At 41.8% G+C, this 23,331-nt stretch carries 21 protein-coding genes; 4 read left to right on the plus strand and 17 right to left on the minus strand.

Annotation, left to right across the window (positions count from 1 at the left end):
* Positions 1-67: 67 nt before the first annotated feature.
* Both pheS and ACOOEY_RS11970 read left to right on the plus strand, forming a co-directional pair.
* On the plus strand, positions 68-1,087 hold the full coding sequence (gene pheS, locus ACOOEY_RS11965) for a phenylalanine--tRNA ligase subunit alpha (RefSeq protein WP_420384950.1): 1,020 nt from the start codon (positions 68-70) through the stop codon (positions 1,085-1,087).
* Complete coding sequence (locus tag ACOOEY_RS11970; RefSeq protein ID WP_420384951.1) at positions 1,087-1,944, plus strand: 3-hydroxyacyl-CoA dehydrogenase NAD-binding domain-containing protein; 858 nt, start codon at positions 1,087-1,089, stop codon at positions 1,942-1,944. The genes pheS and ACOOEY_RS11970 overlap by 1 nt, the downstream gene beginning before the upstream one ends.
* Here ACOOEY_RS11970 and ACOOEY_RS11975 read toward each other — a convergent pair.
* The 8 genes from ACOOEY_RS11975 to aspS are packed head-to-tail and all read right to left on the minus strand — an operon-like array spanning position 1,941 to position 11,646.
* Positions 1,941-2,903, minus strand: coding sequence for an AAA family ATPase (locus ACOOEY_RS11975; protein ID WP_420384952.1), 963 nt, complete (start codon positions 2,901-2,903; stop codon positions 1,941-1,943). The two genes, ACOOEY_RS11970 and ACOOEY_RS11975, sit on opposite strands and share 4 nt — an antisense overlap.
* 2 nt (positions 2,904-2,905) lie before the next feature.
* Positions 2,906-4,246, minus strand: coding sequence for a peptidylprolyl isomerase (locus ACOOEY_RS11980; protein ID WP_420384953.1), 1,341 nt, complete (start codon positions 4,244-4,246; stop codon positions 2,906-2,908).
* Positions 4,221-5,096, minus strand: coding sequence for a peptidyl-prolyl cis-trans isomerase (locus tag ACOOEY_RS11985; protein ID WP_420384954.1), 876 nt, complete (start codon positions 5,094-5,096; stop codon positions 4,221-4,223). The genes ACOOEY_RS11980 and ACOOEY_RS11985 overlap by 26 nt, the downstream gene beginning before the upstream one ends.
* On the minus strand, positions 5,093-7,006 hold the full coding sequence (locus ACOOEY_RS11990) for a peptidylprolyl isomerase (protein WP_420384955.1): 1,914 nt from the start codon (positions 7,004-7,006) through the stop codon (positions 5,093-5,095). Before ACOOEY_RS11990 ends, ACOOEY_RS11985 begins: the two co-directional genes overlap by 4 nt.
* A gap of 1 nt (position 7,007) precedes the next feature.
* Complete coding sequence (locus tag ACOOEY_RS11995) at positions 7,008-7,421, minus strand: ATP-binding protein (RefSeq protein WP_420384956.1); 414 nt, start codon at positions 7,419-7,421, stop codon at positions 7,008-7,010.
* On the minus strand, positions 7,411-7,755 hold the full coding sequence (locus tag ACOOEY_RS12000; RefSeq protein ID WP_420384957.1) for an STAS domain-containing protein: 345 nt from the start codon (positions 7,753-7,755) through the stop codon (positions 7,411-7,413). Before ACOOEY_RS12000 ends, ACOOEY_RS11995 begins: the two co-directional genes overlap by 11 nt.
* 21 nt (positions 7,756-7,776) lie before the next feature.
* The gene (locus ACOOEY_RS12005) at positions 7,777-9,849 is read right to left on the minus strand and encodes a GAF domain-containing SpoIIE family protein phosphatase (RefSeq protein WP_420384958.1); all 2,073 of its coding nucleotides are present in this window, start codon (positions 9,847-9,849) and stop codon (positions 7,777-7,779) included.
* A gap of 51 nt (positions 9,850-9,900) precedes the next feature.
* On the minus strand, positions 9,901-11,646 hold the full coding sequence (aspS, locus tag ACOOEY_RS12010) for an aspartate--tRNA ligase (RefSeq protein ID WP_420384959.1): 1,746 nt from the start codon (positions 11,644-11,646) through the stop codon (positions 9,901-9,903).
* 79 nt (positions 11,647-11,725) lie between these two features.
* Here aspS and ACOOEY_RS12015 point away from each other — a divergent pair, with 79 nt between their 5' ends.
* Both ACOOEY_RS12015 and ACOOEY_RS12020 read left to right on the plus strand, forming a co-directional pair.
* Entirely contained in the window at positions 11,726-12,172 is a 447-nt protein-coding gene (locus ACOOEY_RS12015; RefSeq protein WP_420384960.1) for a nucleoside deaminase, read from the plus strand.
* Positions 12,173-12,208: 36 nt separating this feature from the next.
* Positions 12,209-12,814, plus strand: a complete 606-nt coding sequence (locus ACOOEY_RS12020; protein ID WP_420384961.1) for a superoxide dismutase — start codon at positions 12,209-12,211, stop codon at positions 12,812-12,814.
* 75 nt (positions 12,815-12,889) lie between these two features.
* Here the strand turns inward: ACOOEY_RS12020 and ACOOEY_RS12025 are convergent, their stop codons facing one another.
* From ACOOEY_RS12025 to ACOOEY_RS12065, 9 genes are all read right to left on the minus strand, one after another.
* Positions 12,890-14,239, minus strand: a complete 1,350-nt coding sequence (locus ACOOEY_RS12025) for an ammonium transporter (protein WP_420384962.1) — start codon at positions 14,237-14,239, stop codon at positions 12,890-12,892.
* A gap of 244 nt (positions 14,240-14,483) precedes the next feature.
* On the minus strand, positions 14,484-15,248 hold the full coding sequence (locus ACOOEY_RS12030; RefSeq protein WP_420384963.1) for a hypothetical protein: 765 nt from the start codon (positions 15,246-15,248) through the stop codon (positions 14,484-14,486).
* Positions 15,249-15,317: 69 nt separating this feature from the next.
* Positions 15,318-17,342, minus strand: a complete 2,025-nt coding sequence (gene uvrB / locus ACOOEY_RS12035) for an excinuclease ABC subunit UvrB (protein WP_420384964.1) — start codon at positions 17,340-17,342, stop codon at positions 15,318-15,320.
* 73 nt (positions 17,343-17,415) lie between these two features.
* Complete coding sequence (locus tag ACOOEY_RS12040) at positions 17,416-17,925, minus strand: hypothetical protein (protein ID WP_420384965.1); 510 nt, start codon at positions 17,923-17,925, stop codon at positions 17,416-17,418.
* 89 nt (positions 17,926-18,014) lie between these two features.
* Positions 18,015-19,319, minus strand: a complete 1,305-nt coding sequence (locus tag ACOOEY_RS12045) for a hypothetical protein (protein WP_420384966.1) — start codon at positions 19,317-19,319, stop codon at positions 18,015-18,017.
* Positions 19,320-19,470: 151 nt separating this feature from the next.
* A complete protein-coding gene (locus ACOOEY_RS12050; RefSeq protein WP_420384967.1) occupies positions 19,471-20,211 on the minus strand; it encodes a shikimate dehydrogenase family protein in 741 nt (246 codons plus the stop codon).
* Between the two features lies 1 nt (position 20,212).
* Entirely contained in the window at positions 20,213-21,151 is a 939-nt protein-coding gene (locus tag ACOOEY_RS12055) for a DUF368 domain-containing protein (protein ID WP_420384968.1), read from the minus strand.
* Between the two features lie 3 nt (positions 21,152-21,154).
* The gene (locus ACOOEY_RS12060) at positions 21,155-21,922 is read right to left on the minus strand and encodes a phosphosulfolactate synthase (protein ID WP_420384969.1); all 768 of its coding nucleotides are present in this window, start codon (positions 21,920-21,922) and stop codon (positions 21,155-21,157) included.
* Positions 21,923-23,326 carry a tetratricopeptide repeat protein gene (locus tag ACOOEY_RS12065; RefSeq protein ID WP_420384970.1) on the minus strand — a complete coding sequence of 468 codons (1,404 nt, stop codon included), beginning with the start codon at positions 23,324-23,326 and terminating at the stop codon, positions 21,923-21,925.
* Between the last annotated feature and the right edge of the window lie 5 nt (positions 23,327-23,331).

The raw sequence follows: 23,331 nt of genomic DNA on the forward strand, positions 1-23,331 counted from the left end.
TAGGCCTTTAAGGGCAGTTAATTATGAAGTCCTGTTATTTTTGTGTGAAAATCATAATACAGAGTCTATGAATGAAAAAGTAAAGCAGCTTTCTCAAGAGATAGAGGCGTTTGTAGCTAATTCCAAGGATGAACTGGAAGATTACCGTCTAAAGTTCATAGGCAGAAAGAATGTAATTGCAGACCTGTTCGCTGAGATGAAGCATGTGCCTAATGAAGAAAAGAAGGCATTTGGTCAGGCAGTAAATGATCTTAAAAATCTGGCTAAAGACAAGTTTCAAGAGCTCATTGAAAACCTGGAAAGCAAAAGCGGTGGTACAGAAGACCATCCAGACCTTACCTTACCTCCAGTGACTGGAGAGTTTGGTTCCATTCACCCATTAACGGCTACCAGAAACAGGTTCATTCAGATATTTGAACGAATAGGCTTTAATGTATCAAGTGGTCCGGAAATTGAGGACGACTGGCACAATTTTACTGCCCTTAACTTTCCGGAAAACCACCCGGCTCGTGAAATGCAGGATACTTTCTTCATTGAAAAGAACCCTGATATCGCACTAAGAACGCATACTTCCAGTGTTCAGATTAGGGTAATGGAAAATGAAAAGCCACCGATTAGAACCCTTTCACCTGGAAGGGTTTTCAGAAACGAAGCTATTTCTGCCAGAGCACACTGCGTGTTCCATCAGATGGAGGGGCTTTATGTTGATAAGGGAGTTTCATTTGCTGATCTGAAGCAGACATTGTATCATTTCGTCAAAGAAATGTTTACTCGTGATACGCAGATTCGTTTTAGGCCAAGTTACTTTCCTTTTACTGAGCCGAGTGCCGAGATTGATATCTCATGCCAGATATGCCATGGCGATGGTTGTAACATCTGTAAGCACACTGGTTGGGTAGAAATAGGTGGCTCCGGTATGGTGGATCCAAATGTATTGGAGAATTGTGGGATTGATTCTAAAGTATACTCCGGATTTGCTTTCGGAATGGGTATTGAAAGGATTACCATGTTAAGGTATGGCATTAAAGACCTTCGTTTGTTTACCGAGAATGATATCCGTTTCTTGAAGCAATTTAATTCCTTGTAATGCAGTTAAGTGATATCAAATCAATAGCCATTGTTGGAGCGGGAACAATGGGGCAGGGAATAGCTCAGGTATGTGCCATGGCTGGATTCAAAGTCATCCTGTATGACGTCAATGCTGACATGTTACCTAAGGCAGAGCAGCGGATCGTACAAAATCTTGATAAAGGGATTGAAAGGGGTAAGGTTACGGAACAACAGAAGACTGATGCATTAGCTAACCTGACACTAGCCATTGAAGAGAGCAGCTTAAAGGCCGATTTGATCATTGAGGCTATTATTGAAAAGCTTGAGATTAAGCAGCAACTATTTCAGCGGCTGGAGGAAATTAATGAGGAGCATACCATTTTGGCTTCTAATACTTCGTCTATTCCAATTACCAGAATTGCAGCGCAGCTAAAAAGGCCTCAGAATTTTGTGGGAATGCATTTCTTTAATCCTGCTCACATCATGAAGCTTGTTGAGGTAATTTCTGGTGCAGCAACTGCTCCTGAGGTAGCATCATTAGTTTATCAATTGGCAATTGAGTTGGGTAAAACACCGGTTCATGCTAAAGATGCTCCCGGGTTCATTGTGAACAGAGTGGCCCGGCACTTTTATGTTGAAGGGCTAAAAGTTTTGGAAGAAGGAGTTAGTGATGTAAATGGTATCGATCGCTTATTGGAAACAAGTGGGTTCAAAATGGGCCCCTATCGCTTGATGGACTTGATTGGTGTCGACACGAACTACTCTGTGACTGATTCTATGTTCAACGCATTTCATCAGGATTCTAAATTCAGACCATCCAGAATCCAGCAACAAAAAGTGGATGCTGGGCATCACGGAAGAAAATCAGGAAGAGGATTTTATAAGTATGATTAGAGCAAACTGTCGATCAGTTTATCAATAGTTAGCCCCTCTGCTTCTGCCTTAAAGTTTCTCACAATTCTATGCCTTAGAATGGGCTTGGCAACTGCCTGAACATCTTCTATATCTGGAGAATACTTTCCATTGATAAGTGCATTACATTTTGCAGCAATCACCAGACTTTGAGATGCTCTTGGCCCTGCTCCCCACTCAATATAGTCCTTTGTAATTTGAGGTGCTTTTTCGCTTTCGAAACGTGTCTTATGAACTAAGCCTACAGCATATTCGACCACATTATCTGCAACAGGTACTTTTCGTACCAGATGCTGATATTCAATCACTTCTTTGGCACCTAGCACGTGATTTACAGTTTGGGTCTCATCGGTAGTGGTGTTTTTAACAATATCTACCTCCGACTGAAAAGAAGGATAAGTGAGGGTAATGTTGAAAAGAAATCTATCCAATTGAGCTTCCGGTAATGGGTAAGTTCCTTCCTGTTCTATTGGGTTCTGTGTAGCCAGAACAAAGAATGGTCTATCCAATTTAAAGTGTTGGCCGGCCACTGTTACGGAGTATTCCTGCATTGCCTCTAAGAGGGCAGCTTGTGTTTTGGGTGGGGTTCTGTTAATCTCATCTGCCAGAATAATGTTGGCGAAAATTGGCCCCTGAATGAATTTAAAGTTTCTGTCTTTATCTATGGTTTCCGCCCCCAGGATGTCTGAAGGCATCAGGTCTGGAGTAAACTGTATTCTTTTAAAGCTTAGGTCTAATGCTGAGGAAATAGTCTGAATTAGAAGCGTTTTGGCAAGGCCTGGAACACCGACCAGAAGGCTGTGTCCCTGACAGAATATTGAAGCTAGTAATAGGTTAACTACTTCTTCCTGCCCTATAATTACCTTGGAAATTTCTGCCTTGAGTTTTTTAAAGTCTTCAAAGAACTTGTCGGCTAATGCCACATCAGACGTGTTGCTCATACTTATTGGTTATTGATGATGCCACAACGGTTATATTCCGGAGCTACTTCAATATATACTTCTTTCATTTTGTCTTGAAGGTATTCCTGCCGTTTCTGACTTTTTTTCATTTGAATGGTTGCCGCCTTCAGTTTTTCATAGTCTTCGTTCAGGTTTGCCCTGTGAGGAGCAATCCTCTTTTTGAAATAGATAATTCTGGCTACCTGATCATCAGCACTTACCTGTACGGTAGTTGCTTTTGAGATTTCACCTTCTTTCATTTTGTCTATTTCAAAATATAGTTCAGGATCTAACCCATTAGCCGGAACTCTTAGAGACCCAAACTGACCTGACATAAAGCCACCATTCACACTTGTACTCTCATCATCGGAATATTGTTTCGCTGCTTCCTCAAAAGTTATTTTTTCGGCAATAATCTGTTCTCGAAGGCTATCGAGATACTGAACTGCCTCCTGAACATCTTTCTGAGACGGTTTAGGAATAAGAATTATGTGACGGCTGTTATATTCATTTCCTCTCTTTTCTATCAATTGGGTAATGTGCACACCAAAAGATGATTCGAAAGGCATAGATATTTCTCCCGGTTTCAGGGAAAGGGCAGCTGCTTCGTATGCAGGGTCCATGGTTCCTCTCTGGTTGAAACCAAGGTTACCTCCATTGGCGCTGGTTGGCCCGTCAGAGTTTAGGGTGGCCATAATTTCAAAGCTTTCTCCTTTGAGTATGCGTTCCCTTATGCCGAGTAGTTTCTTCTTTAACTGCTCAATTTCATCATTATCTACTTCAGGCTGTTTTACGATCATACCAACCTCGTATTCTGTTGAATAGAGTGGTAAGCTGTCTTTAGGGATGTTGTTATAAAGCTTTCTAACTTCATTGGGAGTAACCGTTACATCGGCTACAATATCTCTCTCCTGCTGTTGTATCAGTAGTTGCTGTTCAATATCAGGTCTTAACTCCTCCATGATTTGGTCTAGAGACTTGCCGTATGCCTGACGAATAGCATCTTCAGACCCAAATCTTTGCATGATTTGCTGGGCTCTACCCTGGATATCGTAATCCACTCGTGCGTCATCAATGATTACAGAGTCAATTTCTGCCATGGCTAGCATTACTTTGCTTTCAACCATGTCTTTTAGTAAGAAGCAACGGGCATCCCCGTCAAATTGGAGAGCATTTGGACTACTAAGGAACTGAAGGTATGCCTGCTCCAACTCACTTTTCAAGATAATCTTATCATCTACCTTACCGATGATCTTATCAACCACTTCACCTTGCTGTCCAAGCATTGTCGTGCTTAGACTTAGCAATACTACCACACTAGCGATATATCTTGTAATCTTCATTTTCTTTAGCGTTTTGAAAAACTTCATTCTCCAGGCTTTTTGCCAACTCCACTTTTCGCTTGTTCAAAATAATGTTCTTGATGTCTGCCCTTACAAATTCCAACGGAGAGGTTTCTTCGGAAATTTTATACTCATCGATTTTGAGTAGGTAAAGATATAGAGAATCTGTTTCTTCAGCATATTGAGTCGTTCGGAGAAACTGAATCTTATTAGTTAAAGTAGAGAAGGGTGAGTTTTTGGTAATATCATCAAACTTTAACCAGGTAGAATCTTCCAGAGAGTAGTTATTGGCGAATTGAAAGGCATAGTCTTTCAATGAACTGAGGTCCTGAGGTCTTGAGGATTTGATCCACCTCCTAACATCTGATTTCTTTGGAGCTTGCTGGTTAATCTTCAGATAACGCCCTCTGATAATGTTTTGTCTTAATTCGAAGTTATCCTGATTCTCTAGATAATACTCCTCAATTTCCTGATCAGTAACCGTGGTATCTAATAACTGTTGCACTTTTAGTTTCTGGTACTCATAAGAGAGCAGGGTGTATCTATAGTCAGCAACTTTTCGCTCAATTTGAGATTGATCGATTTGTACATTATTCGTTGCCTCTTTGATCAGGAGCTCCTTCTTAATCCAGTTGCGGACATATTGCTGTGTTATTCTTGAGCTGTCTTCAATAGACATGCCTGGTTCTATGAGGTTGGCTATGTCGGCCTCAAAGAGGTAAGAATTGCCAACACTGGCAACAAGAGTTTCACTGTTAGAGGTGGTTTGACCTGATTCACTAGTGATATATTCACAGCTACTGGCTACCATGGCCATGGTGATTGTCGCTATGTAAATCTTAAACCTCAATTTTTAGTAATTGCTTTGAGTTCTTTTTTGTTGATTTTAATCTCCGCTGAACTCCTGAGTTCCTCGACCCATTGTGTCTCCAGTAGTTCCTGAAAATCTGCCATAACCAGACCTTTGATTTCCTCAAATGCTTGTGGTCCTTTGGGTAGATATTCAAGAATCAGGCACAGATCATCAGTATTTCTAATGGGAGTCCAGCTTCCAAATTCCTTCTTAATTCCTTCAAAATTAGAGAATTCACTAGCCAAAAGATTCCTTTTAGCAAATTTTAACTCCTTGTTCAGCCTGTCATTAATTTCTCTGATTACTATTTCCTGCGCAAAATCAAGTGAGTCAGCTGAGAACTTAATTGCTTTTAGTTCACTTTGAAGCTCCTGGTCGGGTGACTGCACGATCAGACAACCTATTCTATCTTCTATGATATAATCACTTTGGTGATCCTCATAATATTGTTTTAGTCCGAGAGAGTCCTGAGCGGCCTTGTCCCATACCCTTTGTTGCATTATTTCAAATAATAATAATCCTTCTTCATATTCCTGCTGCAGGAATCTATACTCCGGATATTTAGTCGGGGCAATTGAGTCTTCAAAAGACAAAATGAATTCCTTCTCGAATTTTTGATAGAAATCTGTCAACTGTGGTAAAGAGTACTGAATGTTAAAAGCAGGTAGTTCCTCGAGGAACTCTTTAAGAGAGGCTCTCTGGTTACCGTGTCTGAATAGAACAGCGCCTTCCAAACCAGAAGTATAGGCATCATTAAGACCTTTAGAACTTAAAGCGTTAAGAATCAGATTTAGAGAGTCCAGATTCTGATTGAAGTTAGACTCTGACTTGAGTTTGGAAAGAAGCTTCTTTTCATCTAGGGTGTTTCTACCCATTCGCTTAAGTGTGGCAGCAATCTCTGGCTTTTTGATTTCATAAGGCTCCAAAGGTTGAATATCATTGAGCTTTATGATGTGCCATCCAAATTGGGTTTCACTTGGTTTTGTGAAGGCTCCTAACTCCTCGATGTTATACACTATCTCCAAATAATCATCGGGAAGCTGTTTCACACCTGCCCATGGTAATCTCCCTCCATCATTTTTGGTGCCGGTGTCGTCTGAGAATTTCCTGGCCATTCTGTCCCAGTCAGACCCATTCATTAGGGAGTCATAGACCTGTTCTGCCCTTATTTTGGCAGCTTCACTACCACGTTGTTTGCTGAAAAACAGGTGTGATGTTCTTACTTTTCCTAGGTTTTCTCTTTTGTCAATCACGTAGATGAGGTGATAACCAAATGATGATCTCACCACCTCTGATACTTTGTTTATGGGTGTATTGTAGGCTCCGTCTTCAAATGGAGGAACCATTTGGAGTGCCGTAAACCAGCCCAGATTTCCACCAGCCTGAGCACTTCCGTCTTGTGAGTATTTTCTGGCCATTTCTTCGAATTCAAAACGAGAGCCGATGGTTTGTCTTAAGCTATCTAAGAAATTGTAGGCGCTAAGGGTGTCTTGAGGGAGGGCGGTGGGAGAGACTTTAATGAGTATGTGTGCAGCATTAATGTCAGTTTGCATATGCCTATAAGTCTCCTTGATGAGATCTTCTTCGGCATTAGGGTTTTCGAGATAGGGTTTTTTGATCTGTGATAAGTATCCCTGAAGTTCATTCTGAAATGATGGTAAGGTATCTAAACCCAGCTTTCTGGCTTCTCTTACTTTCAACTTGAAATTGATGTATTGCTCAAGATAGTTCAGAAGAGAGTCCCGGTTTATCTGGTTGCCTACCGGTCTATTCTTGTTATAGGCATAGAGCAGTTCGTCCGAGCTGATTTCAACATCATCAATGGAGGCAATAGTTTGAGAGAAAAGAGAGTTGAGGCAGGCAAGATGAAGCAGAAATGCTATACCTGCGATAAAAAGCAATCTCATTTTATGAATCAATTTTTTTGAACAACCGCAAGGTATTGCCCTGTGGAGTTGTCTTCAATTCAATGTTGTCCATGATTTTCTTAACAAGCATAATGCCTATGCCGCCCTTGTTTTTCTTTTTGATCAGGTCTTCGATTTTGGGCTCATTATAGTTGATGATGTCAAAACCATCTCCTCGGTCTACTATTTCGAACCAAACGCCATCCGGGGCAAAATTGATATTCAGCCTTACACTTTCCAGAGGGTTTGATTGGAGCCCATGAATAATAATATTGGCGCATACCTCATCTACTGCTAAAACCATCATGTTGGTTTCAATCTCCGGTATGTCATGTGAATTCAACACATCGGTGACGAACTTACGCATGAGCCTAAGCTTATTCTTGCTGCTTGGTATGTCGAAACTATATGCCATTGAGTGCCTCCAGTGCCTCTTCTTTGTTTTCTTTTATGGTCAGAAGCTGATCGAGTCCCAGGATTCCAAAGACCTTGAGAACCTTTTCAGACAATCCGTATAGTATGAAGTTGATTGAGTTCGATGATATCTCTTCTATGTACGACATGAACACGCCAAGTCCGGCAGAAGAAATGTAGTTAAGATTGGTGCAGTTGATCAGAATGCTTTGATGCCCTTCATCGAATGCTTCTCTGATGGCCTTATCTAAATTGATGGCTGAGCTCGCATCTGCCTCTCCTTCTACGGATAGTTGCAGATAATTGTTTTCCTGCTCTTTTGTAATTTCAATCATGTCCTTTTTATCTAACGTATATCAGTCAAACTTGATCACCACCAAAGTGTAATCATCGTCTAAGTCTTTTGTTCCACAAAACTCATAGAGCTTGCTTATAAATATTTTTTGAATCATCACCGGATCATAATGGGCATTCTTTTCCAGCAATGACTTCATTCTGTCAAACCCGAATTCTTCTCCTTTACTGTTTGATGCCTCAGAAATACCATCCGTGTAGAGTACGAGGATATCATCCTTATCGAATTCCAACTCATTTACATGAATGAATTTCTTGAACGAGTCATTTCTTAAAATGCCCAAACCAAGGCCTTTATTCTGGAAGTACTCTGCTGCTTTCTTGCTTTTGTCGTAGTAGAGTGTGGGGCAATGTCCTGCTCTTGCAAACTGTAATTTCTTACTGGCGGTGTCCAGAATAAAATATGTCAGAGTAATGAATGAAGTTCGCTCCAAACACTGGCTTAAGGCCTTGTTGGCCCGGAATAGAAATTCATCTGCCGGTAAATCCATCTGAGCCAAGGACTGGAAAATCCCTTTCATCTGAGACATGTGGAAGGCGGCTGAAGTTCCTTTACCGGAAACGTCTCCAATGACGATGGCAAACCTGTGGTCACTCAATTTGAAGGTGTCGTAATAATCACCCCCAACCTCAGCAGCGGCAATGGTAAAAGCATGAATACTAAAGTGCTTATCACTATCCAGCTTTTCAGGAAGCAAGGCTCTTTGTACCCGCTTCGCAATATTCAATTCCTCCTTGTATCGCTCATTGGAGATGGCTTCACCCATTAGTTTGAAGTTCTCTATAGAGACACTTGCCTGGCTGGCGAAGGTATTGATGATGTTAATCATCTCCTTGTTGAAGCCATCACTCACTTCATTGAGCAGGTACATAAAGCCTGTCACTCTGTTCTGAACAGTTAGAGGAACCACAAAAACAGACTTGAAATTAGAGCGTTTCAGGGCTACCAGTACACGATCAGTTTCGGAATTGGAACTGCTCAATGGATTTTTCATCACCGTGCGGCTCTTGCTGCTAAAGATTTGCTCTTTAATCTTATTAATACTTTCTCTGCTGATATTGCGGTTGATGAATTGCGTATTGCTTTCGTCCTGATTTACTTCAATCCACCCGGCATCGGCATAAACAGCGTTCATTGATGAGGTAAGCAGAATGTCGAATATCTGTTCTTCACTTTCGCCACTCTGTATAGACTGACTCAGTCGCTGGAAATTAATGGCCTCTTCCATTTTCCTCTCGAAGACAGAGGAAGTAGGCAGATTGAATAGGATAACCAACAATGAGAATACGCTGTAGAAAAGGAGGAATGTAAATAGCGTAATGATAAAGAGGTTATCTATAGAATTGAGGAAAGCTAAAGACTCAGCAGGAGGTACATACAGCTCAGCAAAGAAGTAGAAGACGTAAATGGTGATCAGTACAATCAGAAGAATGGCCTTCCACTTTTGCTTAAAATTTAAATAGGCAACCCATTTTAAATTACCTGAAAGGATAATGGCCATTAGAGCCATGCCGATAAATATTATCTGGAACAGGAGGCTTGATTGCAATTCGCTTCCGCTCAGGTTAAAGAATATGGAGCCAATCACCAGCCATTCAAAGGTATTCCAATAGATAACCAGCCTTCTGCTTTTCTGATAGAGAATGAGTTTCTTCCAGACTATGAAGGTTGATATCAGGAATATGGAAATAACTGCCTGACTAATACCATTGGTGAATATTCTGAGAAATTCATTTTCGGCCAGTACCGAGTCTGCAATAGAAGAGTAGAAGAGCTTAAATACCAGCGAAATGATGGTTGTAACCAGACCGGTAGCAAAGACCCTCCAAAGAAGATCTACGAAGTTTCCACCATCGACTTCTCTTATCCTAAGTCTATAGTATATAATGACAAAGACATAGAAAAAGTCGATGAGTAATACCGGTACTTCGCGACTTATTCCCAGATCAACACCACTCCTGAATGCGAGTAGTTGTAACACGTCAATCAAAGACACAATGAGCCAGATGAGTATGGCAAGAACCAGACTCAGGCGCATGTAGAACTTCGGTGTAAGTTTAAAGCTAAGTGACATGTATCGGCCGAAGTTACAAATTATACCTTTCGGTTGATATATGCGCGTTTTTTAGCGCAAACCTAGCCCTAGTTCGACCAACTGCTCATTAGCTATGGTAGAAGGCGAATCGATCATTACATCTCTGCCGCTGGTGTTTTTTGGGAAGGCGATATAATCGCGAATAGTTTCTGAGCCGCCAAACATGGCACAAAGTCTGTCGAAGCCGAAGGCAATTCCACCATGAGGAGGAGCGCCATATTCAAAAGCATCCATCAGGAATCCGAACTGTGCTTTAGCTTCTTCATCTGTAAAGCCAAGGTGCTTGAACATTAATTGCTGAGTCGCTTTATCATGTATCCTGATAGAACCACCGCCAATCTCTACCCCGTTAATCACAAGGTCATAAGCATTGGCTCGTACACTACCGGGGTCAGTATCCAATTTCTTAATGTCTTCTTTTAATGGAGAAGTGAATGGGTGGTGCATGGCATGGAATCGTCTGGTTTCTTCATCCCATTCAAGCAATGGAAAGTTGACCACCCAAAGAGGTTTGAATTCGTCTGACTTTCTCAATCCTAATTCAGAACCCATAAAGAGACGAAGCTCATTCATCTGTTTTCTGGTAGTATTGATGTTGCCTGACAGGACGAGTAGTAAGTCACCAGCTTTGGCACCGGCTTTCTCTGCCCACTGTGCTAAGTCTTCCTGTGAATAAAATTTATCGACAGACGATTTATAAGTACCGTCTTCATTGCATTTGACATATACCAGTCCCTTAGCTCCAATTTGTGGACGCTTGACATAGTCGGTTAAGGCATCCAGCTGCTTGCGCGTATATTCCGCACAACCTTTGGCACAAATACCAACCACTAATTCAGCTTGATCGAACACATTAAAGCCTTTGTTTTGAACAACATCATTAAGTTCAATGAACTCCATTCCGAAGCGTATATCTGGTTTGTCGCTGCCATATTTACTCATGGCATCAGCATAACTCATTCTTGGAAATTCTCCCAGTTCAACATTTTTAATGCTGGAGAAAAGGTGACGGGTTAATCCTTCAAAGGTGTTCAGCACATCATCACGATCTACAAAAGACATCTCACAGTCTATCTGGGTGAATTCTGGTTGACGATCGGCCCTGAGGTCTTCATCTCTGAAACACTTAACTATTTGGAAGTATCGGTCGAAACCAGAGACCATTAATAGCTGCTTGAAAGTTTGTGGAGATTGAGGAAGCGCATAAAACTCTCCCGGATTAATTCTTGAAGGAACGACAAAGTCCCTGGCACCTTCGGGGGTAGATTTGATGAGTACAGGTGTCTCAACTTCTACGAATTGCTGATTGGCCAGATAGTTTCTAACCGCAATGGCAAGCTGGCTTCTTAGTTCCAGCTTTCTTCTTACAGTACCTCTTCTTAGATCCAGGTAGCGGTACTTCATTCTTAAATCTTCACCACCATCGGTTTCATCATCAATAACGAAAGGAGGGGTTTTTGAAGCATTCAGGATATTCAATTCCTCTACGTCAATTTCAATAGCTCCGGTAGGGATCTTGTCGTTCTTGGCGTAACGTTCTACTACCTTCCCCTTGATCTGTATGACGAACTCACGACCGAGTTTTCTCGCTGCTTCGATAACAGGTGACGGAGTTCTACCTTCCTCCAATGTAAGCTGAGTAATTCCATAACGATCTCTCAGGTCGACCCACATCAGGCCTCCTTTGTCACGAATTTTCTGAACCCATCCTGAAAGGGTGACTTCAGTTCCTGCATTTTCTTCTCTAAGCTCTCCGCAATTATGTGTTCTCAGCATATTCCTGTCTTAAAAATGAGTGGCAAATTTAGCAATTGTTTTAGCATTTGGGCTTAATATTGATCTGAAAACAAAGCTTATGGAACTGAGTATTCATTCAGACGAGCACTTTATGCAGCAGGCACTTAAGCAAGCTGAAATGGCCTTTGAAAAAGAGGAGGTTCCGGTGGGAGCTGTGGTCGTTGCTGAAAACAGAATTATCGCACGGGCACACAACATGACAGAGCAACTGACAGATGTGACTGCCCATGCAGAAATGCTGGCAATAACCGCTGCTTTCGATGCCATTGGAGGAAAATACCTGAATGAATGCACTTTGTTTGTTACCTTAGAGCCTTGTGTTATGTGTGCGGGAGCTCTGTATTGGGCTCAGTTGGGAAGGTTAGTATATGCAGCTGAAGATAGTAAAAGGGGCTTTTCTCTTCATCCCAAAAAAATACTGCATCCGCGAACAGAAACAAGTCATGGCTTGTTAAAAACACAGAGTGAGGAGTTGTTGAAGCAGTTCTTTGCTCGACTGAGATAAGAATTTATTTTTTGTATAAACTTAAAAACAAACAATATGGCATTTGAACTACCAAAATTACCTTATGCTTATGATGCGCTTGAGCCGCACATAGATGCAAGAACGATGGAAATTCACCATGGTAAGCACCATGCAGGATATACAAGCAAATTGAACGATGCAATTGCCGGGACTGAAATGGAAGGTAAGAGCATTGAAGACCTTTTAGAGAATCACAGCGATAACGGAGCAGTAAGGAATAATGGTGGTGGTTTTTACAATCACTCTTTATTCTGGAGCATTATGTCTCCTAACGGTGGTGGTGCTCCAAGTGGAGAACTTGCGGATGCCATTAATGAGGCTTATGGCTCATTCGATGGATTCAAAGATGCCTTTTCTAATGCTGCTGCTACCAGATTTGGTTCAGGCTGGGCATGGTTATGCGTTCATCCAGGTGGCAGAGTAGAGGTTTGCTCTTCTGCTAATCAAGACAATACACTAATGCCGAATGTAGGCTGCGGAGGTCACCCTATCATGGGTCTGGATGTTTGGGAGCATGCTTATTACCTGAATTACCAAAACAGAAGACCTGATTACATTGCCGCGTTCTTCAACGTAATTAATTGGGATGAAGTAAGTAAGCGATACGTTGACGGTAAATAAGAAGAACTTAATATCAAAAAAAGCCCGGCTCATCGAGTCGGGTTTTTTAGTTTTAGTCAGTAGTTTATGTTCAGTTTACTTTTTCGCTGAAGCGGCTTTTATCATTTCCGAAATCTGCTCGGGAGTCGTGCTTTTTGAAAGACTTTCCGCATGCTGTGTAATATCCAATCCAATCTCTTCAGCAGTTTCACTCACTCTCATTGGAATAATCAGGTTAGTTAACTTGAAGAATAGATAGGAAAGGCCAAAGGTAAAGCCTCCTACCAGGAATACTGCTGCAATATGTCTTAAGAAGGTAGTGGTATCTCCGTATATCAGCCCTACTTCCTGAGCGAAAACTCCGGTTAGAACCATCCCTACAATACCTCCAACACCATGGCATGGGAACACATCGAGGGTGTCATCGATACCTGTTTTATTTTTGTAGTAGACTACAATATTCGAGACGATAGCTGCTGCCACTCCTATAAATACACTTTGCCCAATCGTCACGAATCCTGCTGCCGGTGTAATCGCTACCAGGCCTACAACGGCACCAATAGACGCGCCCATCCCGGAAATCTTTCTGCCCATAAAGGCATCATAAAGCACCCAGGCGAGCATGGCTGCAGCTGAGGCTACTGTGGTCGTTGCAAAAGCTAATGCTGCTGCACCATTAGAACCCAGGGCTGAACCTGCATTGAAACCGAACCAACCGAACCATAGTAATCCGGTTCCTAGGAGTACAAAAGGTACATTGTAGGGCTTATGAGCGGCTCCATGATTTTTTCTTTTACCCAGAATAATCGCAGCAGCAATGGCTGCAAATCCTGCAGACATATGTACCACTGTTCCTCCTGCAAAATCCAGTACTCCCCATTTTCTCAGAAAACCTTCCGGGTGCCAGGTCATATGAGCCAGAGGGCTATAAATGAAAATGCTAAAGAGGATGATGAAAAGGAGGAAGCTCGAAAATCTGACTCTTTCCGCAAAACTACCAGTAATCAAGGCAGGAGTAATAATGGCAAACTTCATTTGGAACAAGGCGAAAAGAACAAAGGGAATAGTCGGGGCGAGTTCCGATTGAGTGGCCGCACCAACGCCTTTAAAGAACGCGAATGTAGTAGGGTCGCCAAAGAAACCTCCAATTGAATCTCCGAAAGCGAGGCTAAAACCAAAAGTGATCCATACAAGAGTAATGACTCCCATACAGATAAAGCTTTGAACCATTGTAGAGATGACATTCTTTCTGCTTACCATTCCTCCATAGAAGAATGACAAGCCGGGGGTCATCAATAGTACCAGACCGGTCGCGGCCAACATCCAGGCAGTATCGGCTCCGTTGATGTTTGGGTCATCCAGTCCGTCCAATGTTCTGGAGTCTAGCAGTGACACCAGAGCAACAAGGATCAAAAGGGAAAATCCTGGAATCCATTTCTTATTCATTTTCTGTCAGTTTGATTTATTAAGGTTGAATTTTATAGTCTTTATGTCTGTCAAACATGAAAGTTAAATGAAATTGGGTGTCAATTACACCGGTTCAGAAGTAAATTGAAGTAAATCGATTGAAATTCAGTGTAAAACAAAACGTCATTCTGAACAAGTGAATGATTGTTTGAATGCAATCATAATAACCCTGTTATGCAGGGCTACTTGTCAGAATGACGTTAAAAAGAGTTTAAGGCTAAACTTATTTCAGTTTAGCCTGTATGGCCTCGATTTTTGGCTGAGCCTCAGCTTTACCCAAATCGTAGGCTTTTTGATAGGCAGTCAAAGCTTGTTGATAGCTGTTCTTCTTTTTTGCCGGAGCTAACTTGGTTCGTTGTGCAGCCAAGGCATATGCCTCGCCTTGTGTGTAATAAGCATCGGCCTCACTTAACTTAAAACTAGCTCTCAGATCAACTATCTGCTGATTCAGCATTTCAAGCTCCAATGATTTGGCTGCAATTTCTGCATCTTGACTGCTGATGGTTTCTGTTTGCAATTTATTAATTACAACCAATTTTTGATTATTGTCTTGAACAGATTTGAGCTGTGATTCAATAGAAGCTATTTCGGCCTTTTTGCTTTCAAGTTCAGCTTTTAGCGTCTTGATCGTCTGTGCAAAGGAGTACTGAATGCTTTTAGATTCCTTTGCTGCTTTTTCAAGTTGATCAATCTGCAGGCTCGTTGCTTCTACATAACCTTTTAACTCATTCATTTGCAGCAGGAAATCTTCATGTTGACTGGAGCTTTCCAAAGTCACTTTCAACATCTCCCTACCCAGGTTAATCGAATCCATAAGACTCATAGCTTCCATTAATGTAACACTGGCTTTCTGGGCACTTTCAAGTTCAGCAGAAACACTGTCAAGTTTGGTAATTAATTCAGTGTTTTCGGCAATTAATAAATTCTTCTCCTGATTACAGCTCATCACTAAGACGGCTACCAAAGAGGCAATTAGGTATTTTTTCATATTTCGATCAAAATTCAAAGCATTGGACGCTTGAGTTTTGAAAGGTCACATCCCATTGAAGGAAATATTTTATTGTTTGTTTTCGAGAAGATTCTTTAACTCATTCAACTCATCCCTGAGTCTGGCGGCTTCCATAAAATCTAGTTCTTTAGCGGCTTTCTCCATTGACTTTTGAGTTTTCTCAATCATTTTTTCCAGGGCTGGTTTACTCATGTAGGCCACTACCGGGTCAGCTGCTACGGAATGCTCTTCCGGTTCTGCATAGTAGTTTTTCTTGTTCTTCTTTGAATCGGCTACACTGGTTTGGCTCATGATAGCTTCCTTCGATTTGCGAACTGTTCTTGGGACTATGCCGTGAGCCTCATTGTATTCCATTTGGATACTTCTTCTACGGTTCGTTTCATCAATGGCTTCCTGCATAGACTGTGTTACTGTATCAGCATACATGATGACTCTGCCGTTTTCATTTCTGGCAGCCCGGCCAATAGTTTGAATAAGTGATCTCTGATTTCTAAGGAAACCTTCTTTATCGGCATCCAGAATGGCGACCAGTGAAACCTCAGGTAGATCAAGCCCTTCACGTAGCAGGTTAACACCTACGAGGACATCGAAGATACCTAGTCTGAGTTCACGCAATATCTCAACCCTGTCTAGTGGGTTCACTTCAGAGTGAATGTACCGAACCTTCACATGGGCCCTTTCCAGATATTTGGTTAGTTCCTCAGCCATCCTTTTAGTGAGCGTTGTAACCAAAACCCGTTCTTCTTTCTTTACTCTGTCGTCAATCTCTTCCAGTAAGTCATCGATCTGATTGACACTTGGCCTTACATCAATCATTGGATCAAGAAGACCTGTCGGACGAATAATCTGTTCCACTACTTCTCCTTCGGTTTTACTGAGCTCATAATCTCCGGGAGTAGCCGAAACGTAAATTACCTGGTTGGTAAGGGCTTCAAATTCATCGAATTTCAATGGTCTGTTGTCCAGGGCAGAGGGGAGTCTGAAACCATATTCTACCAGGTTCTCTTTTCTGGAACGATCACCACCCCACATGGCTCTGACCTGAGGTACGGTTACATGGCTTTCGTCAATTACCAGGAGGTAGTCATCTGGAAAATAGTCCAGCAGGCAGAAGGGACGTTGTCCTTTATGGCGCCTGTCGAAATAGCGTGAGTAGTTCTCTACTCCTGAACAATAGCCAAGTTCACGTATCATTTCCAAATCGAATTCAGTCCGCTCTTTTAGCCTTTTGGCTTCCAGAAATCTTCTGTCCTCTTCGAATTGGTTGAGCCGTTCTACCAGATCATCCTGTATTTCATTGATGGCTGTATGCAGTACGTCTTTGCCGGTTACAAAGAGGTTGGCGGGGAAAATAGTAATGATTTTTTCATCAGCCAATCTCTTCCCCGTTGCCGGGTCAATTTGCTGAATAGCTTCAATTTCGTCACCCCAGAAATATATGCGATAAGCAAAATCACCATAGGCGATAAAGATGTCCACTGTATCTCCTTTGACCCTAAAAGTACCTCGTTTGAACTCTGCTTCGGTACGACTATAGAGAATGTCTACCAGGGCAAAGAGTAATTGATTTCGGGGAACTATATCACCTACCTGAAGCCTGACTACATTTTTACCAAATTCATCAGGGTTACCGATACCATATATGCAAGAGACGGAGGCAATGACCACTACATCTCTTCGGCCCGTAAGGAGGGCAGAAGTGGCACTGAGTCTAAGCTTCTCTATCTCGTCATTGATAGAGAGATCTTTTTCTATATACAGATTGCTGTTAGGAATGAAGGCTTCAGGCTGATAGTAGTCGTAGTAGGAGATAAAGTATTCTACAGCATTTTCAGGAAAGAACTGTTTAAACTCTCCGTAGAGCTGTGCAGCGAGCGTCTTATTATGGCTCAAAATCAAAGTTGGTCTTTGCGTTTGCTGAATGACATTAGCCACGGTAAAGGTCTTTCCTGAACCGGTGGCACCTAACAGAACCTGTGCTGGTTCGCCTGCTTCGACATTATTAACTAATTGTTCTATGGCCCTGGGTTGATCACCCGTTGGCTCGAACTCAGAAGTGATTTTGAAGTCCATTACACAAAGCTAAACATGCTAATGAAACTCATAGCATGTTTAGTGTGAGATGTTAGAGACCAATTAGAAGAATCTAATGGAATATTTTCATGTTCAGAAAAATGGATGAGATGGTCGTCCCTTTTCCTGAAGAAGCCGAATAATAGGAGTCCAAAGCCAGACCAATGGCCAGTTCACTGTTTAGGGGATAACTGAAATCTATACCTAAAGTCCAGAAACGAAAACTACCTGTTCCGAGAAATTCTCTTTGAACATTTCTTATAACATTCCCTCCTGGAGATGTATAGCTTAGTATCCAGGTATGATAGAGTGGATAGTTTTGAACACTTATTCCTGCCTTAGGGGTGATGGTGCCATAGCTAAAGAGCTTGAACTTTCTTCCGGCTGTCAATGTGTAAAAGCTTAGCCTGAAGATTGACTGAAGGTCTACGTTGTTGAGTTCGGCTCTCTGGTATTTTAACTGCAAAGACACTTTGGATGTAAGCCCGAAGTGGGTTGAAATACCAAAAGCTTTTCCATCATCGTTTTCCTGAACATCCTGATCCAAAACCCTATACCAACCATTAACTCTTGAAAAACTCACGTCAAAGTCAAATCTGCTTAGAAGGCGATTTTCTTGCGAGTGAAGGCTTAGTGTACAGAGAAATAAAGTAATAATTGTTACGGCCTTTCTCATCTGTACCAAGACATATCAAAAGTGAACTCAAGCTTACCACTTCCGCTTTGAACTCTTAGGCCTTGTTCAAGTCCATTTGTTGAAGGAGTCTTGTACAGAGCCAGGGTCGCACATTTGTCGTACGGGAATGAATATAGCAGTTCATGCTTCGACATGAATTTTAACTCCACCCCAACCTTACCATTTATTGCAGGATTTCCATAAGTTCCTGAGACCTCTGCAGTAACTTTATCGATGGAGACTTTTGTTCTTTTGTAAGAAAAGGCAATGAAGATGTTATCTTCATCAAGCTTCCAATTCGAGTCAAGTAGAGTATTGGTCACAATCCAATTCTTTTGTCTGGCGTTTTTCCTGCTAACTCTGTATTCTTTCCATACTTGAGCTACAGCTGAGTTGATCAATGCGTTGTTATTAATGTCGAAGGTTATGTCATCCTTAGTAATGGCGTACATGTTAATCAGGTTTCTGTTCCAGACCCCCCCTCTCAAATTGTCCAGTAGTCTAAATCTGGCCATTGTTGGCATTAGTAAATCATCTTCTAATAAGTCTGAACATATTATACCCGTGCTAGGGATAGGCATGGGAGATTGACCATATACCGGAGAAGGAGGAGTTACATAGTTACCGGTGTCGTCATCATCGTCATCGATGGGGACAATTACCAGAAGAGGATGATTAAACGCGTAGTCGTCATCTATATTCTGAACTACTTCCAATTCATAATTGTCGAAGTTTGTGACTTGGTTTAAATTTTGATCGGCCGAAGCGTTTCCCTGTTTTTTTGGGATTAACCTGTAGCCATAGTTGGTTTCTTTTGTATCATCCAATGGGTCGAAAGAAACTGTAATTGGTTCGCTGGAGTTAGCATGGTTTTCTGAAAGATAAGGGCCAAATAGACCCAGGTTATTCTTCTTCAAATAGTTTTCTAGATCAGAGAGGGTGTTGACGGTCGAAGCACCTGGTGTAAGTCTTTCATCTGATTGCCAGCGTTCAGCCAACGGCCTGAAGACTTGGGCAAAACTTCCGGAGGGAGCACCGTTTACGAGGCTCTTCTGAACAGGTTCTGATGATAAAAGGTCACGAAACGAGACTTCAACCTCCCCGTCATTTTCTATAAAGGAATACCCCAAAACTTCATTTCTTGCTTGATTGCTAGTTACGGCATGACTGACCAGTTGGGCTGTAAAGTCCAATACCTGCAACATTTCTGATCGAGGATTGACCAGTTCTGGCTGTTGATCTTCCGGGTGGCATCCCACTAAAACGATTAGCAGGATTGCCAGGCTAAATACTTTTTTCATGTTTTTTGAAAATTGAATGAGTAATATCTAGCCCCTTACAGTGCTGAATTAAATAATAAATTTCATAATAAAATATTATTAACTCTTTTTTTATTAAAAATAGAATTCAGAGATAATACGTGCTCTATAAACTTAGAATAGGAAGGTGTGCTTAATTCCAGATCTTCCAGGCAGCTTCAGCCTGGCCATAAAGCATCTCCAGTCCATTCTTCACCCAGCATTTGGCATCGATCCCCTTTTGCATAAAGGCAGTTTCCAATGGATTGTAAACCAGGTCGTAAAGATAGTGCTGCTCTGTAAGCAGATGATATGGCAGGTCTGGTAATGATTCGGTGGCAGGAGCCATCCCTAAAGGGGTTGTATTGATTATTAGCCTTGTTGTCTTGAAAAGTGAGGGTTCACTGTGGAGGTGTTCATAATTCAATTGGCCTTCGGCAGGGTTGCGCGATATGAATTGGTGCTCAATGCTCAGGTCTTCCAGGGCCGCTTTTACTGCTTTGGAAGCCCCACCTGTTCCCAAAATAAGTGCCTTATCGGGCATTGGATTTGGACCAACGAACTTGATTAGTGATTCCTTGAAACCAATATAGTCTGTATTGAAGCCTATTAGCTTTTTGCCCTGGATTTTGATGCAATTCACTGCACCTATGCTTTCAGCTTTGGGATCAACCTCATCGAGGAATTTGAGCACTTGCTCTTTATAAGGGATAGTGACATTTAACCCTTTCAGCCCTTTGACAGATTTTACTAATTCGGGAAGCTCATCAATAGAGTCCAGAGGGTACAATTCGTACTCACAGTCTGTGATCTGTTCTTTCTCGAACTTGTGAGTGAAATACTTTTTAGAGAAAGAATGACCGAGTGGATAGCCAATCAATCCGAAGCGTTTCATATCAGTTTTTTGGGTTAAGATAAGCAGCAATTCTGTCCATGGCCAGCACTAGTAGGAACCCTCCTGCAGCAAAGCCCAGTGCTTCAATAAAATGAGGTTCCAGCCCGGTTTGACTGAGATAGTCATTAGGCATGACGTTGACTTCGTACAAAGGTTTTATTTCACCATGTCTGTCTACATAGGTTTCAACGGCTTTTTTCCATGGCCATACTTTGTAGAGAGAGCCAATCATAAAGCCAGATAATACGCCAACTGTCAGGTTATGAAACTTATTGAAAAGCCAACTGACTACTCTTGCAAAGCTGAGAATACCTACAATACAGCCTAAGCCGAAAATTAAGATATCTACAATTTTCAACTCCTTGATGGCATTGAGCACATACTCGTATTTCCCGAATAACAGGAGAATAAAAGCTCCGGAAATCCCGGGTAATATCATGGCACAAATGGCTACAGCTCCTGCAATGAACAGAAACCAGCTGGCATCAGGGGTTTCTGCAGGAGTGGAGGAGGTAATAAAATAGGCAGCAGCAATACCAACAAGTATGGCAATGATAACTCCTATTCCCCACTGCTTGATTTCTCTAAGAATGATCAGTGCGGAAATGACTATCAACCCAAAGAAGAACGCCCAAACCTGTATGGGATGAGAGCTCAGAAGATGAGTAATTACCTTAGCGAGTGTTACTATACTGGTACCTATTCCAGCCAATAAGACTAATAAGAAGGTACCATTAACATGTTCCCAAAGCGCTTTAAGCTGAAAACTTCTTAGATATAGAAAGGCCTGTTTATCAACACTTTTAATGCTGTTAAGCAGTTGTTCATAGATACCTGTAATGAAGGCAATAGTACCTCCTGAAACACCGGGAACAACATCTGCACTTCCCATGGCAATACCCTTTAGGTAAAGCAAAAAGTAATCAACAAACCTGCGCATGGTTTAGACTTTACGATCGAGGAAGTGATCGAAAGTGTCTCCTCTTAGTCCAAGTCGAAGGGTTTCCAGCGGAATGACCTCTTCAGGAGCGATGTTCCCAAGGTTCACATTGGCACCGATCAACTTAATGAAATATACCTGTTGTGCTTTTTGCGGGGCTTCCCAGATAATTTTCTCGAAAGGTATTTTGGTTAGAATTTCCTGAACCAGACCGGACCTTACTTCTCCGGTTGAACGGAATAAACCAACGTTTCCACTTTCTCTGGCTTCACCAATTACTTTCCAGGCACCGGCATCGAGTTCTTTCTGCATCAATTCAATCCACTTATAAGGAGGAATGATTTTCTCAGCATCTTTTGAACCGACTTCCGAGAGTACGGTAACCTGTTCTGCCAGTTTAGCAATGTATTCACACTTGGTGTCGTGATCCAATTCTATAGAGCCGTCAGATACTTCGGCAAAGGGCATATCATATTTATCGAGCACCTTGCGATAATCATCAAATTGATTTCTCACAATGAAGGCTTCGAATAGAGTCCCGCCAAAATAGAATGGTATGCCGGCATCTCTGTACACCTGGAGTTTCGCGTCCAGGCTTGGAGTTACATATGAGGTTGCCCACCCAAGTTTTACAATATCTACATAGTCGCCACAAACGTTGACGAAGTCTTCAGCCTGTCTTACACTTAGGCCTTTGTCCATGGCCATTGTAAACCCTTTATCTCTTGGCTTTTGTGTCCTTTCGGGCACATCTGTTAAAAAGTAATGCATTTAATTCTTACTTCTGTATTGATCGATAATCTTGAAGAGCGCTTTCTGCGTTTCAAGTTTTGGAAAAAATTCGAAGAGCACTTCGTGTTTTTCGAAATCCAAAATTAAGGCATTTTCCAGATAAGTAAAGGCTTCGCGGTAATGTCCTGCCGTGATTTGGTAAACTACCATTCGATACATAAGCTCTGCATCTTCCGGAATTTCTTCCAAAGCCCTGTCTACCAGCTCAATGGCTTTTTTCATTTCTCCCTGTTCGTAATGAATAAAAGACCAGTCTAACCAGATTTCATTATTGACGGGTTCTAAAATTGCGGCTTCCTGATAGGCTTCAATGGCTGAAACTACATTGCCCACGTTATATTCGGCAGTGGCGATGGCCATCCAGTAGTTGGCATTTTCAGGGTCCAGCTTCAGTGCTTTATTGAGAAAATGTATGGCCTCATAATATTTTTCCTGAGCGGAAAGACAGCAGCCTATGCCATACCAGGCATCTTCATAGAACTGATCTATTTTCGATGCTTTTCGGTAATATTTGATGCCATATTCATACTGCTCCATTTTTTCATAGGCAGCACCAATACAGCAGTACACTTCTGAGGATGGACCTTCATTACTCAGGGTGTTCTTATAGGCTTCAAGAGCATCCTGATAACGCTCCAGATTCATGTAGGAATTTCCCAGGTTGAACCAGGCCGATGAGAAGGTATCATCTATAACCAGAGCAAAGTCATAGGCTTTTACCGCTTCATCAAATTTTTCAAGCTTATTGTAGACAATTCCCAGGTTATACCAGGCATAAGCTGAATAGGGGTCCCGGTCTATGAATTCTTTATAATAAGCTACACTGTCTTCCAGTTTACCGGTGACATCCAGGCAATAGGCCAGTTCATAGAGAGCAGATTCATGATTGAGATCTGTCTCTATAGCCTGCTTGTAGTAGTCAATGGCTTCTTCATATTTGCCATTCGTTTGGTATGTAAGACCAACGTTATAGTAGACTTCTGCTTTATCTTCAGCAAACTCAAGGGTTTCCAAAAGTATTTGAACAGCCTTTTCGAACTCGCCAAGAATGGAGTAAATGTTACCCTTTACGGTCATCAGCTCTGCATCGTTGGGGTGAAGGTTTTCAGCTTCTTCAATGACTTGCAGGGCCTCATCGTATTTTTCTTTTCCAACGAGGCATTGGGACATCAGAATACTGATTTCCAGGCTGAAGGGGTATTGTTCCAAAGCCATGCGACAGGCTTTCAATCCCTTTCCAAACTGTAAACGGTCGATGTAATAGTGAATGATTGTTTCGTATTCTTCAATATCGAAGAAATGAAAACCTTTGTTTTTGAGAAGCTCTTCAAACTTACTGATCAACCCACGTTCCTCTTCTCTACTCGGATAGTCTTCCTGCATTTATG

The sequence above is a fragment of the Roseivirga sp. genome (assembly GCF_965216855.1).
Lineage (GTDB): Bacteria > Bacteroidota > Bacteroidia > Cytophagales > Cyclobacteriaceae > Roseivirga.

What these genes read in the sequence shown, in the direction of transcription:
- pheS (WP_420384950.1), top strand. Translation starts at nt 68, where the DNA reads ATGAATGAAAAAGTAAAGCAGCTTTCTCAAGAGATAGAGGCGTTTGTA.
- ACOOEY_RS11970 (WP_420384951.1), top strand. Translation starts at nt 1,087, where the DNA reads ATGCAGTTAAGTGATATCAAATCAATAGCCATTGTTGGAGCGGGAACA.
- ACOOEY_RS11975 (WP_420384952.1), bottom strand. Translation starts at nt 2,903, where the DNA reads ATGAGCAACACGTCTGATGTGGCATTAGCCGACAAGTTCTTTGAAGAC.
- ACOOEY_RS11980 (WP_420384953.1), bottom strand. Translation starts at nt 4,246, where the DNA reads ATGAAGATTACAAGATATATCGCTAGTGTGGTAGTATTGCTAAGTCTA.
- ACOOEY_RS11990 (WP_420384955.1), bottom strand. Translation starts at nt 7,006, where the DNA reads ATGAGATTGCTTTTTATCGCAGGTATAGCATTTCTGCTTCATCTTGCC.
- ACOOEY_RS11995 (WP_420384956.1), bottom strand. Translation starts at nt 7,421, where the DNA reads ATGGCATATAGTTTCGACATACCAAGCAGCAAGAATAAGCTTAGGCTC.
- ACOOEY_RS12000 (WP_420384957.1), bottom strand. Translation starts at nt 7,755, where the DNA reads ATGATTGAAATTACAAAAGAGCAGGAAAACAATTATCTGCAACTATCC.
- ACOOEY_RS12005 (WP_420384958.1), bottom strand. Translation starts at nt 9,849, where the DNA reads ATGTCACTTAGCTTTAAACTTACACCGAAGTTCTACATGCGCCTGAGT.
- aspS (WP_420384959.1), bottom strand. Translation starts at nt 11,646, where the DNA reads ATGCTGAGAACACATAATTGCGGAGAGCTTAGAGAAGAAAATGCAGGA.
- ACOOEY_RS12015 (WP_420384960.1), top strand. Translation starts at nt 11,726, where the DNA reads ATGGAACTGAGTATTCATTCAGACGAGCACTTTATGCAGCAGGCACTT.
- ACOOEY_RS12020 (WP_420384961.1), top strand. Translation starts at nt 12,209, where the DNA reads ATGGCATTTGAACTACCAAAATTACCTTATGCTTATGATGCGCTTGAG.
- ACOOEY_RS12025 (WP_420384962.1), bottom strand. Translation starts at nt 14,239, where the DNA reads ATGAATAAGAAATGGATTCCAGGATTTTCCCTTTTGATCCTTGTTGCT.
- ACOOEY_RS12030 (WP_420384963.1), bottom strand. Translation starts at nt 15,248, where the DNA reads ATGAAAAAATACCTAATTGCCTCTTTGGTAGCCGTCTTAGTGATGAGC.
- uvrB (WP_420384964.1), bottom strand. Translation starts at nt 17,342, where the DNA reads ATGGACTTCAAAATCACTTCTGAGTTCGAGCCAACGGGTGATCAACCC.
- ACOOEY_RS12045 (WP_420384966.1), bottom strand. Translation starts at nt 19,319, where the DNA reads ATGAAAAAAGTATTTAGCCTGGCAATCCTGCTAATCGTTTTAGTGGGA.
- ACOOEY_RS12050 (WP_420384967.1), bottom strand. Translation starts at nt 20,211, where the DNA reads ATGAAACGCTTCGGATTGATTGGCTATCCACTCGGTCATTCTTTCTCT.
- ACOOEY_RS12055 (WP_420384968.1), bottom strand. Translation starts at nt 21,151, where the DNA reads ATGCGCAGGTTTGTTGATTACTTTTTGCTTTACCTAAAGGGTATTGCC.
- ACOOEY_RS12060 (WP_420384969.1), bottom strand. Translation starts at nt 21,922, where the DNA reads ATGCATTACTTTTTAACAGATGTGCCCGAAAGGACACAAAAGCCAAGA.
- ACOOEY_RS12065 (WP_420384970.1), bottom strand. Translation starts at nt 23,326, where the DNA reads ATGCAGGAAGACTATCCGAGTAGAGAAGAGGAACGTGGGTTGATCAGT.